Source organism: Pseudoalteromonas sp. APC 3224 (assembly GCF_030407535.1).
Lineage (GTDB): Bacteria > Pseudomonadota > Gammaproteobacteria > Enterobacterales > Alteromonadaceae > Pseudoalteromonas.
This window is the reverse complement of sequence record NZ_JASDDF010000022.1, coordinates 1-12,460: the sequence shown is the minus strand read 5'-3', so window position 1 is coordinate 12,460 and position 12,460 is coordinate 1. Positions and strand designations below refer to the sequence as shown.

General features: G+C 40.4%; 13 protein-coding genes. 12 read left to right on the top strand and 1 reads right to left on the bottom strand.

Annotation, left to right across the window (positions count from 1 at the left end):
• Positions 1-30: 30 nt before the first annotated feature.
• The 12 genes from hemA (at position 31) to rlmM (ending at position 11,457) form a co-directional block, all read left to right on the top strand.
• Positions 31-1,287 (top strand): glutamyl-tRNA reductase, encoded by a 1,257-nt coding sequence (gene hemA, locus QL989_RS11280; protein ID WP_175610046.1) that lies wholly within the window; start codon positions 31-33, stop codon positions 1,285-1,287.
• Between the two features lie 7 nt (positions 1,288-1,294).
• Complete coding sequence (gene prfA, locus QL989_RS11275; protein ID WP_178956296.1) at positions 1,295-2,380, top strand: peptide chain release factor 1; 1,086 nt, start codon at positions 1,295-1,297, stop codon at positions 2,378-2,380.
• Between the two features lie 2 nt (positions 2,381-2,382).
• Entirely contained in the window at positions 2,383-3,222 is an 840-nt protein-coding gene (prmC, locus tag QL989_RS11270; RefSeq protein ID WP_290170556.1) for a peptide chain release factor N(5)-glutamine methyltransferase, read from the top strand.
• Between the two features lie 55 nt (positions 3,223-3,277).
• Positions 3,278-4,831, top strand: coding sequence for a DUF3369 domain-containing protein (locus QL989_RS11265; protein WP_178956864.1), 1,554 nt, complete (start codon positions 3,278-3,280; stop codon positions 4,829-4,831).
• An 18-nt stretch (positions 4,832-4,849) separates the two neighbouring features.
• A complete protein-coding gene (locus QL989_RS11260) occupies positions 4,850-5,224 on the top strand; it encodes a SirB2 family protein (protein ID WP_290170555.1) in 375 nt (124 codons plus the stop codon).
• 129 nt (positions 5,225-5,353) lie between these two features.
• Positions 5,354-6,181, top strand: coding sequence for a tetratricopeptide repeat protein (locus tag QL989_RS11255; protein ID WP_178956294.1), 828 nt, complete (start codon positions 5,354-5,356; stop codon positions 6,179-6,181).
• A 20-nt stretch (positions 6,182-6,201) separates the two neighbouring features.
• Positions 6,202-7,455, top strand: coding sequence for a DUF819 family protein (locus QL989_RS11250; RefSeq protein WP_290170554.1), 1,254 nt, complete (start codon positions 6,202-6,204; stop codon positions 7,453-7,455).
• 9 nt (positions 7,456-7,464) lie between these two features.
• Positions 7,465-8,319: a 3-deoxy-8-phosphooctulonate synthase gene (kdsA, locus tag QL989_RS11245; RefSeq protein ID WP_054202475.1), complete on the top strand. Its 855-nt coding sequence runs from the start codon at positions 7,465-7,467 to the stop codon at positions 8,317-8,319.
• A 121-nt stretch (positions 8,320-8,440) separates the two neighbouring features.
• Positions 8,441-9,337 (top strand): transcriptional regulator GcvA, encoded by an 897-nt coding sequence (locus QL989_RS11240; RefSeq protein WP_008115185.1) that lies wholly within the window; start codon positions 8,441-8,443, stop codon positions 9,335-9,337.
• A complete protein-coding gene (locus tag QL989_RS11235) occupies positions 9,337-9,993 on the top strand; it encodes an alpha/beta family hydrolase (protein WP_290170553.1) in 657 nt (218 codons plus the stop codon). Before QL989_RS11240 ends, QL989_RS11235 begins: the two co-directional genes overlap by 1 nt.
• Positions 9,986-10,354: a DUF423 domain-containing protein gene (locus QL989_RS11230; protein ID WP_290170552.1), complete on the top strand. Its 369-nt coding sequence runs from the start codon at positions 9,986-9,988 to the stop codon at positions 10,352-10,354. Before QL989_RS11235 ends, QL989_RS11230 begins: the two co-directional genes overlap by 8 nt.
• Before the next feature lie 17 nt (positions 10,355-10,371).
• Positions 10,372-11,457: a 23S rRNA (cytidine(2498)-2'-O)-methyltransferase RlmM gene (rlmM, locus tag QL989_RS11225; protein ID WP_055013323.1), complete on the top strand. Its 1,086-nt coding sequence runs from the start codon at positions 10,372-10,374 to the stop codon at positions 11,455-11,457.
• 42 nt (positions 11,458-11,499) lie between these two features.
• On the opposite strand, the gene cysZ is transcribed toward rlmM, so the two are convergent.
• The gene (cysZ, locus tag QL989_RS11220) at positions 11,500-12,228 is read right to left on the bottom strand and encodes a sulfate transporter CysZ (protein ID WP_290170551.1); all 729 of its coding nucleotides are present in this window, start codon (positions 12,226-12,228) and stop codon (positions 11,500-11,502) included.
• Positions 12,229-12,460: the final 232 nt, after the last annotated feature.

Here is a 12,460-nt window from a genome sequence, read left to right as displayed (position 1 = left end):
TGAAGTAGGGCTCAGCAATATTTGGCAGATATGACCATAATAGCACTTGGTATTAATCACAAAACCGCATCCGTAGATTTACGAGAAAAAGTGGCCTTTTCGCCTGAGCAAATTTCAGAGGCGCTACAGCAATTAAGTGGTCATGCCGACTTTAATGAAGCGGTTATTGTATCTACCTGTAATCGCACTGAAGTGTATTGTAGCCTTGCGCAACAAAATTCCCAAACATTGTTGCAATGGTTAGCCAGTTTCCATGGTTTAGATGAACATGAACTGAGTAAAAACATCTACTGTTATGAAGACAGCGCAGCAATAAACCATTTAATGCGTGTAGCCTGCGGGCTTGATTCGCTGGTATTAGGTGAACCACAGATTTTAGGGCAAATAAAGCAAGCGTATAACAGTGCTAAAACCCACGATGCGGTGGGTGTAACTTTTGATCGTTTGTTTCAAAAAACCTTTTCAGTGGCAAAAGAAGTACGCACCGAAACTAACATTGGTGCGAGTGCAGTCTCGGTTGCGTTTGCTGCGGTTAATCTTGCAAAGCATATTTATGGCAAATTAGACAAAACCAAGGTGCTATTAATTGGTGCTGGTGAAACCATTGAGCTGGTAGCAAAACATTTATACCAAAATGAGCCACAAAAAATAACGGTAGCTAATAGAACAATAGAACGCGCTCGCGGCTTAGCGGATGAAGTATCAGCAGATGTTATTGCCTTGGCACAATTACCAGAGCGATTACACCAAGCCGATATTGTTATTAGCTCCACTGCCAGTACTTTACCTATTATTGGTAAAGGGGTGGTGGAACAAGCACTGAAACAACGTCGTTATAAGCCTATGCTATTTATAGATATTGCTGTACCACGCGATATTGAAAGCCAAGTCGGAGAGCTTGACGACGCTTATTTATATTCTGTTGATGACTTACAAGCCATTGTTAGCGAAAACATGGCTGCACGTGAGCAAGCGGCAGAACAAGCACAAATTATTATTAGTGAGCGCACCAAAGAGTTTTTTATGTGGCTGCGTTCACTTGATTCAGTGGATTTAATTCGCCACTACCGTAATGATGTACAAACTACAAAAGCAGAACTTGTAGATAGGGCCCTAAGCCAGCTAAATACAGGTAAAAATGCAGAAAAAGTAATTTTAGAGCTAGCCAATAAATTAACCAATCGCTTAATGCACGCGCCTACCCGTGCCATCCAAGATGCAGCGAAAAAAGGTGAAGTGGCTCAGTTAAATCAATTGAAAAAAATGTTAGGTATAGATCAGGAATAACAGTTAAATGAAAGAGTCCGTTTATCGTAAATTAGAAACCTTAGTTGAGCGCTATGAAGAAGTACAAGCGTTACTAAGTGACCCATCGGTCATTAGTGATCAAAACCGCTTTCGTGCTCTTTCAAAAGAATACTCTGAGCTTGAAGAGGTGGTAAAAACATTTTTAGCTTACCAGCAAGCACAAGAAGACTTGAGCAGCTCTGAAGAAATGCTTAAAGATTCAGACCCTGAAATGCGCGAAATGGCACAAGAAGAATATAAAGAAGCAAAAGCACAGATTTCGACTTTAGAAGACGACATTCAAGTTTTAATGTTACCTAAAGATCCAAAAGACAATAATAACGTGTTTTTAGAGGTTCGTGCAGGAACAGGGGGCGATGAAGCTGCTATTTTTGCTGGCGACTTATTCAGAATGTACAGCCGTTACGCAGAAACAAAAAAATGGAAAGTAGAGGTTGTTACCACCAACGAAGGTGAGCACGGTGGTTACAAAGAAGTAATTGCTAACATCAGCGGTGAAGGTGTTTACGGACAATTAAAATTTGAATCAGGCGTTCACCGTGTACAACGTGTCCCTGAAACTGAGTCTCAAGGCCGTGTACATACCTCAGCATGTACTGTAGCTGTTATGGCTGAAGTACCAGAAGCAGAAGCCATCGAAATCAATACTGCCGACATTAAAGTTGATACTTTTAGAGCGTCGGGCGCGGGTGGTCAGCACGTAAATAAAACCGACTCTGCCATTCGTATTACCCATTTACCTACGGGTGTAGTGGTTGAGTGTCAAGATGAGCGCTCTCAGCATAAAAACCGTGCTAAAGCGATGTCGGTATTGGCTGCGCGCCTTCAGCAAGCTGAAGATGAAAAGCGTCATGCTGCTGAAGCATCAGAACGTCGTAACTTAGTTGGTAGCGGCGATCGTTCTGAGCGTATTCGTACATACAACTATCCACAAGGTCGTATTACCGATCACCGTATTAACTTAACGCTTTATCGTCTTAATGAAGTGGTAGCAGGTGATTTAGGCGCCGTTGTTGAGCCACTAATGCAAGAGCATCAAGCCGATTTACTTGCAGCAATGGGCGACGATTAATCGTGACCCCTTCTGTTGAAAACGCTATTGCTACAGGTGCTAATTTATTAGCATCAAGTAGTGATAGCGCAAAGTTAGATGCACAAGTTTTACTGCTCAATATTTTACAAAAGCCACGAAGTTATTTATTTACTTGGCCTGAAAAACAGCTCACAGATGAGCAGTATCAGGCATTTCAACGTGCCTGTGAGCGTCGCTTACAAGGCGAACCTGTTTCGCATATTACCGGCTGTCGTGAATTTTGGAGTTTGCAGTTTGAAGTGAACCCAACAACGCTAATCCCTCGACCTGATACAGAAACCTTAGTTGAGCTTGCGCTTGAGTGCAAAGTGCCTAAAAACGCGAAAGTACTTGATTTAGGCACGGGCACAGGGGCTATAGCACTGGCACTTGGGAGCGAAATGCCCTTATGGGATATTATTGCTGTTGATCGTATTGATGATGCGGTAGCGTTGGCAAAGCGCAACCAACAGCGATTAGCTATTAATAATGTGACTGTTGAGCAGAGTAACTGGTTTAGTGCGTTAAAAAGCAAGAAATTTGATCTAATTGTAACCAATCCACCCTATATAGAACATGACGATGTACACTTGCATCAAGGCGATGTTCGCTTTGAACCTTTGTCTGCATTAGTTGCGGATGATGCAGGATTAGCTGATATTAAACAAATAATTACACAATCACGTGACTATTTACATTCTAATGGCTATCTTTTAATTGAACACGGATTTGAGCAAAGTGCAGCTGTACGTCACATTTTAAATAAAATGGCGTTTATAAATGTAAGCACAGTGAAAGATCTTGGTAATAATGACCGCGTAACGTTCGGACAATGGCCTTAAATTATTTTTAATAGCTCCGTTGTTTGTTTGCATATGGTTTAAGGAATTCTATGTGATGGAAGATTTTTTATTTTCAAATGAACAACCACCTGAAGTAGCATGTGAAGAGCAAGGGACATGGAAAGTTTTAATAGTTGATGATGAGCCTGAGGTTCATGCTGTTACACGTTTAGCTTTAAGTGACTTTAAGTTCCAAGATAAACGGTTGGAATTTATAAGCGCATATTCAGGCGCAGAGGCAAAAAAGTTAATTGATGAGCACCCAGATGCAGCCATCATCCTACTCGATGTTGTAATGGAAACAGACGACGCTGGTTTGCAAGTCGCGAAGTACATACGCGATACCGTTAAAAATAATTACATTCGTATCATTTTACGTACAGGGCAACCAGGTCAAGCGCCGGAGCGTCAAGTCATTGTCAATTACGACATAAATGACTACAAATCTAAAACAGAACTCACCGCACAAAAACTATTCACCGTGATGATGGCTAGCCTTCGTTCGTATCGCGATATTATTTCTATTGAGCAGTCACGTGAAGGCCTAGAAAAAATAATCACTGCTTCTCGCAATATTTTTGCAACTCATTCAATGGATAATTTTATTGAAGGAGTGATGCAGCAGCTAACCTCCTTGCTTAATGTGGCCGACGAAGCTATGTATGCCACTACCTTAGTAGCGCAAAATCCGTCAGAGGAATTAAATAAAAAACTGATTGTTTGCTCTGGCACCGGCGACTTTGCTAAGCGCGAAGGAGAAGAGCTAGAAACAGTATTAGCAGCAGATCAACTCTTAGCGTGCCAAGAAGCCCTAGCCAACAAAGCAATTGTTTATAAAGATGACTATTTGTTTGCTTATTGTAGTAGTAAATTTAATCATAATTCGATGTTATTTGTATCCGGTGTGCCATCGAAACTGACAGATACGCAACGAAATCTAATTGAAATTTTTTCTCAAAATGTGCAGTTGGCATTTGAAAATGTACAATTACATACTGAAGTTGAAGCTACCCAACAAGAACTTGTTTATCGTTTAAGTGAAGCGGTTGAACAACGCTCATGCGAGACGGGTAATCACGTAAAGCGGGTTGCTTATATTTGTTATGAGTTAGCAATAGGATATGGATTATCTGAAGAACAAGCGAATTTAATTCGTTTTGCATCGCCTTTACATGATGTGGGTAAAATAGGTATTCCGGATGCTATTTTAAATAAACCCGGTAAATTAAACAGTGATGAGTGGGAAGTTATGAAAACCCATGCAGGCAAAGGCTACGCCATTTTAAAAGATTCACCGCGTAAAATAGTCAGTGCAGGGGCCTTAATTGCACAGCAACATCACGAAAAATGGGATGGGTCTGGTTACCCTTGCGGCTTAAAAGGCGAGAGTATCGATATTTTTGCTCGCATAGTGGCATTGGCCGATGTGTATGATGCACTGCGTCATAAACGGTGTTATAAAGGTGCGTGGACACTTGAAGAAGCCGTTGCTGAGATCAATGCAAACAAAGGTACGCATTTTGATCCTAAACTTGTTGATGTATTCAATGATAAACTTGAAGAACTTGAAGCGGTAATTTTACGCTTTCCTGATAAAACACATAACTAAACAGAAGTAAAAATAAACATGGATTATTTAGCATTAAAACATACGCACATGGCGATTGCGCTAGTGAGTATTATTTTATTTTATGTACGTTCTTTTTCTCGCATGGGCAGTGGCAGCCTTGCTAAAAATAAAGTGGTTTTCATTGGTAGCCACAGTATAGATACCTTAGTAATTATTTCGGCTATTACTTTAATGGCCATGGCTAAAATAAACCCACTAGAGCAACTTTGGCTATTAGAAAAAATTGTGCTGGTGGTTATTTATATCGCCGTTGGGATTATTAGTGCGAAGCAAACCACAACATTACCTAAAGTTATGTTTTTAGTGTTTAACACTGCGGTTATCTTAGCTATTGGCTTTTTAGCAACTGCTAAAGCCCCGCTATTGTTGTAATTAACAATATTTGCTTAAGCTTTACACCTATGGTGTAAAGCTTGCCTCTTTATTTCATTTCTGATTATTGGTATCTAACCTTAAAATTAGGTAAACTACGTGTTCGTTTTCTAGAATGTTGTAGTATGAATGACCACCCTCGGGTTTGATGAACACGATGAATCTTATATAGAAGATGCCTACGATGATTTTTTGCCACCGGCAATATATCGTTGTATTAAAGCAGAAGCTAAATGGGACCCTCAAATAGACTTAACACCAAGTCTTGAAATATTGACTGAGTTTGAGCAACAAATAGAGACTATTTGTTCGCAAACACGCGATGCACATGATCGTTTAGAACAACTACTTGATTGCTTTTACAGTCAGTGGTTATTTAGTGCGTCAAGCCTTAAAGTACCTGAGTACAAGCTAAACAGTATTAGCTACACCTTATCTATGCGCAGTGGTACACCCACGACCTTAGCTATTTTGTTATGCCATTTTTTACAGCATGCAAAACTTGATGCTAGTGTAAGCATAACTCAAGGCGAAGTGGGCATTCACGTCGCAATGAGCGATGATGAAGGGTACATTGTTGAGCCAAGTAGTGGTCAACAAAGCTGGTATATCATTCCTGAAAATACCAACGAAGATAATGCACAAGAGCAAGAGCCTCTTGAGCTTATTTTTGAAGACGAAGTATATAAATTATTTTTAGCGCAACAAAAATGGTCTTTTATTAGTGAGAACAAATTTGGTCATGCGTTAACTTGCGTTGATTTGTTAATGGAAATGCTAGGGGATGATCCCTATGAGCGACGCGACAGAGGCTATTTACTAAATCAGCTAGGCTGCCCTAAAATGGCACGAGATGATTTACAATTTTTTGTTGATGAGTGTCCCGACGACCCTGCTATTGAAGTCATCCAACATCAAATAGAAGAACTTGAAGATAATCATAAGACCCACCATTAAAAATAAAAATAGGAAACGTTATGGCTGATCCCCAAACTGCCTTAATCACCAATGATGCTGTTGTACTTGGCTTACTAGCGATTATTTTAGGCTTTATTTTTAAAACCTCGTCAAGTCAGCGCCCAGGGCTTGTAACATTTTACAAATATGTGCCTGCATTATTGCTGTGTTATTTTTTACCATCGTTGCTAAATACCTTTGGTATTGTTGATGGCTCGCAATCGAGTGTGTATTACGTTGCCTCGCGGTATTTATTACCTGCGTGTTTAATTTTATTAACCATTAGCATTGATTTAAGAGCGATTATTAACCTAGGTCCTAAGGCATTAATTATGTTCTTAACAGGAACCGCTGGTATTGTGATTGGTGGCCCATTAGCTATTTTAATCATGAGTGCCGTCTACCCTGAAGCAGTGGGTGGACATGGCCCAGATGCGGTTTGGCGCGGTATGACAACTATTGCTGGCAGCTGGATTGGCGGCGGCGCAAACCAAGCGTCTATGAAAGAAATGTTTGAAGTTGGCGGTGATATCTTCTCTGCTATGGTCACTGTTGATGTAATTGTGGCTAATTTATGGATGGCGGTATTATTATTAATGGCGGCTAACCATAAAGCGATTGATGCCAAAGCGGGGGCCGATACCACTGCGATTGAAGATTTAAAACAGCGTGTTGAAAAATACCATGCAGAGCATGCCCGTATGCCAACGCTGAATGATTACATGATGATTATTGCTATTGCCTTTGGTATTACTGGTTTAGCACATTTTTGTGCTGATATTTTAGGACCGTTCTTTGCCAATAACTATGCATGGGCAAAAGAATACAGCTTAAATAGTAAGTTCTTTTGGCTTATTGTTATATCGACCACGATTGGCATTAGTTTATCGTTCACTAAAGTGCGTCATATCGAAGCCTTTGGCTCGTCTAAAGTGGCATCAGCATTTTTATATATTTTAGTAGCATCAATTGGCCTGCATATGAATGTGATGGCGATTTTTGATTCACCGATGTATTTTGTGCTTGGTGCTATTTGGATGCTAACTCATGCCAGCTTAATGCTGATTGTTGCTAAACTAATTAAAGCGCCATTATTTTACATGGCTGTTGGCTCACAGGCCAATGTTGGTGGCGCGGCCTCGGCCCCTGTTGTCGCCGCTGCGTTTCATCCATCACTGGCACCGGTAGGCGTTTTATTAGCGGTACTAGGCTATGGTGTAGGTACATATATGGCGTATATTTGTGGATTAATGATGCAAGCAGTTGCACCATAAGGAATTAAAATGAACAACCAAGTTATAAATATTAATCAAATAGAACTGGCAAATGATAAACCTTTCGTTTTATTTGGTGGCATGAACGTACTGGAATCACGTGATTTAGCGATGCGTATTGCCGAGCATTATGTTGAAGTGACCACTAAATTAAATATTCCTTATGTATTTAAGGCGTCATTTGATAAAGCCAATCGCTCGTCAATCAATTCTTACCGTGGTCCAGGCATGGAAGAAGGCTTAAAGATATTTGAAGAGATTAAAAATACCTTTAATATTCCGCTGATCACCGATGTGCACGAACCTCATCAAGCAGCACCGGTTGCTGAGGTTGTTGATGTTATTCAGCTACCGGCATTTTTGGCTCGTCAAACAGACTTAGTGGTTGCAATGGCAAAAACAGGCGCGATTATTAATGTGAAAAAGCCACAGTTTTTAGCCCCACATGAAATGCGTCATATCATTACTAAATTTAATGAAGCGGGCAATAATAATGTGGCCTTGTGTGAACGTGGTTCAAGCTTTGGTTATAACAACCTAGTGGTTGATATGCTGGGCATGGATGACATGAAAACCATGGCGCCCGTTATATTTGACGCTACTCATGCGCTACAACGTCCTGGCGGTCGAGCTGATTCAGCCGATGGTCGTCGTGCTCAAGCAGCAGAACTGGCTCGTAGTGGCATGGCACTGGGTATTGCAGGCTTATTTATTGAAGCACACCCAAATCCAAATGAAGCAAAATGTGATGGCCCTTGTGCATTAGCACTGAGTAAATTAGAAGGGTACTTATCGCAAATGAAAGCGGTTGATGATTTAATCAAAAGCTTTGCTCCGCTTGATACCAGTGCTAGCGATTTATAAAAGAGTGATTAACTCATAAAAAAGCGACTTAGGTCGCTTTTTTTGTGGCTTGAATATACTCTTTCCCAGCATAGGTATATAATTCACCGCATAAGAAAAACTAATTCTAAGCTTGGTTGCCATGTCAAGACGAGTTCCTCCATTAAACGCGCTAAAAGCTTTTGAAGCTGCAGCCCGTCATTTAAGCTTTACTAAAGCCGCAGAAGAGTTGTATGTGACGCAGGCTGCGGTAAGTCATCAAATTAAAACCCTCGAAGAGCACTTAGGGTTAAAGTTGTTTTTGCGTAAAAATCGCTCGTTACTTCTAACCGAAGAAGGTCAAGGCTACTTTTTAGATATTAAAGAGATTTTTACTCAGCTAATTGACGCAACCGAAAAGCTACTAGCCCGTGGTGCAAAAGGCTCGCTAACAGTGAGTTTAACCCCGAGCTTTGCGATTCAATGGCTTATTCCTCGATTGAGCTTATTTAACGAGTTACACCCTGAAATTGATGTGCGAATTAAAGCCCAAGATCAGGACGAAAACTCGTTAACAGACGATGTTGATATTTCAATTTATTATGGTCGCGGTCATTGGAGTGGCGTACAAGCTTATAAATTGCACACTGAATACTTAGTGCCACTGTGTAGCCCATTATTGTTAAGTGGCCCTAGAGCGCTTAATCAACCAAGTGATTTAGCAAACCATACCTTGTTGCATGACACCACTCGTAAAAACTGGAAAACGTGGATGAAAACCGCGGGTGTTCGCAACGTACAAGTTAACCAAGGGCCTATTTTTAGTCATTCATCTATGGTGCTGCAAGCTGCGGTACATGGCCAAGGTGTTGCAATAGGTAATAGTGTTTTAGCAAAACCAGATATTGATGCAGGTCGATTAGTGATCCCGTTTAATCACAGTTTAGAAAGTAAAAACGCCTATTATTTGGTGATCCGTGAGTCGCAAAATGAATTAGGTAAAATTGTGTCATTTAAAGATTGGATGTTAAGCCTAGTTGAGCAGGAGCAAGAATATTAATGAGCATTGAATGGGTTAAAAGCAGTCAGCAACCGGCCATTGCACAGTTTATATTTGCGCATGGTGCAGGGGCTGGCAGTGATTCTGAGTTTATGCAAACCATGGCCAAACAGCTCAGTGAGTATGGTATTGACGTTGGGTTGTTTGATTTTGAATACATGCACATTGCTAAACAAACTAATAAACGTCGACCACCAGAGCGAGCACCAAAATTACTTACATATTTTGAGCATATACTTACTCAAGCTGATGCAAATTTACCGCTATTTATAGGGGGTAAATCAATGGGCGGGCGTATGGCGTCTATGCTTGCTTGCTCAACCTCGCATGCTGTTCTAGGTGTACTTGCGTTTGGTTATCCGTTTCACCCACCGGGCAAGCCAGAAAAGCTCCGAACAGATCACTTTGCAGACATACCATGTCCCTTTTTAGTACTACAAGGTGAACGAGACACCTTTGGCACCCGCGAAGAGCTTGCCACAATGGCAATGCCAAAACAGCCGCAGTATATATGGTTAACTGATGGTGACCACTCACTAAAACCACGTAAAAAAAGTGGCGTGACTGAGCAACAAAACCTGAATGTTGCAGCAATGCAGGCGGCTAACTTTATCAAAAGCACCATTGGGAATGTAAAAGAGGAAAAACATGATTAAACTATTTTTACTCGCAGGCAGCTTTTTTTGTATGCTTTCAGTGATACTGGGTGCATTTGCTGCCCATGGTTTAAAAAGTCGCTTATCAGATTACGCTATTGGTATTTTTAAAACCGCCGCCGAGTATCAAATGGTACATGGGCTGGCACTGATTGCAGTGGCAATCTTAATAAAGTGGGGCATTAACTTAAGCACGGCAGGTGTTTTTTTTATAGCGGGTACACTGTTATTTAGTGGCAGCTTATATTTACTGGCTTTAACCGGCTTAAAGTGGCTGGGCCCAATTACACCACTAGGTGGACTATGTTTTATTATTGGTTGGATAGTTATTTTAGTGCAAGTTGCACGATTTAAGTTTTAAAGAGTTTAAGGGTTAATATGTCTAGTGTTGTGATTTACTGTCGTAGTGGTTTTGAAAGCGATGCCGCTGCTGAAATAACGTTTCACGCCGCCGAGCAAGGGTTTGCTGGGTATGTAAAAGCAAAACCAAATACCGGTTATGTTATTTATGAATGTTTTGAAGCGCAGCACAGCGACGAAATAATCAAAAAAGTTGATTTTAAAAATATGGTATTTGCACGCCAATGGTTTGCCGGTAACCTGATAGAAAATATGCCATTAGAGGATAGAGTGGGCGCTATTGTAGATGCCGCAAAAGACTTTACTTTATGCTCTGAACTACGAGTAGAAACACCCGATACCAATGAGGGCAAGGAGTTACTGACTTTTTGTAAAAAGATATCAACTCCGCTTAAAAAAGCGCTCGAGAAACAAAATACCGTATTGCGTGAACCAAAAGCCAATCGCCCAGTAATGCATGTGCTGTTTTTAGCTAATAATACTGCGTATGTGGGTCACTCTTACAGTTATAACAACTCACCTTTCTTTATGGGGATCTTACGTTTACGTATGCCAAACGACGGCCCAAGCCGTTCAACCCTTAAGTTAGATGAAGCATTTAATGTATTTATTCCTGAGCAGCAGCGTGAGTCAAGAGTACAAGCTGGGATGCGCAGCGTTGATTTAGGTGCTTGCCCAGGTGGTTGGACTTATCAGTTGGTTCGCCGTGGTATGTTTGTTAGCGCGATAGATAATGGCCCAATGAATGAAAGTTTAATGGAAACAGGGCAAGTAAAACATTTTAGAGAAGATGGTTTTAAATATCGTCCAGAAAAAAGAAACATAACTTGGTTAGTTTGCGATATGGTAGAAAAGCCAACTAAAGTAACTAACTTGATGATTGACTGGGCAGTAAATGCCTATGCCAAAGAGCTTATTTTCAATTTAAAATTACCGATGAAAAAACGCTTTGATAGTGTGTATGAATGTCTAAAAATGATTAGAGAAGAAATGGCGAAGTTTGGTATTAGCTACGAATTACAAGCTAAGCATTTGTACCACGATCGTGAAGAAATAACGGTGCACTTAAACGTAATTAAAGTACCACAAAGCTTATATAGTTAATCTATTAGTGAGTATAAAAAATGGGCCAAGTGGCCCATTTTTTTAATTACGATATTGTGGTCGGTAATGCTCAACCCATAACCGTGTAGCGCCGCATACTGCCACAGGCATTACAATTAAATTTATAAATGGGATAGCGGTTAGCAGCATCACTGCAAAGCCAAACCCGTAAGATAAGCCTTGTTTGCTTTTTAAGTCATTTTTCATTTGCGTGAAGCTAACTTTGTGGTTATCAAAAGCATAATCTTTATATTGCACCGCATACATCCAGCAGGTAAAAAGCACCCAGAGCACTTGGCCTATTACCGGTAACACCCACAATAGAATAAAAAAGCCGATTGCGCGTGGGAGGTAGTAGCAAAGCTTAGTCCATTCTCGGCCCAGCATTCGCGGCACATCTTTTACTAAATCAGCTAATCCATCGTCGTTAATTTTTTGACCAGTTAAATATAGCTCAACCTTTTCACTTAGTAAGCCATTGAAAGGGGCGGCTATAAAGTTAGTAATAACGGTAAATAACATACTGTAACTAAACAGCACCACCAGTACAGCAATTGGCCACATTAACCATTCGAGCCAACTAAGCCATTCTGGAAGCATTGAATTTACAGCGTTAAAGGCATCACTAAGCCAGCCAAATAAAAAGAATAAGGAGCTACCAAATAATAAAATATTAATAAGTAGGGGTATAAGCACAAAGCGTTTTAGCCCTTTTTGACTAATTAACTTAAACCCGGAAAAAAAATATTCCATACCTTGTGTTATTTGCACACTAACCTCACCAATTATTTATATTTTAGCTATTATAAATAGCCTGATGATTTTAAACAGTACTTTTAAGTAACAAAGTATTTAATAAAGGGCATTTGCATACGCCATAATAATAAATTATTCATTTAGGAAGTGTTTAAACCCTTCATAAGTGCCTAGGGTCTGTTGACCTTTGCGGATTAAAATTTGTTCAAACTAGGGGCGGTTTAATCGCGGCGCGAGGTTTGTAACC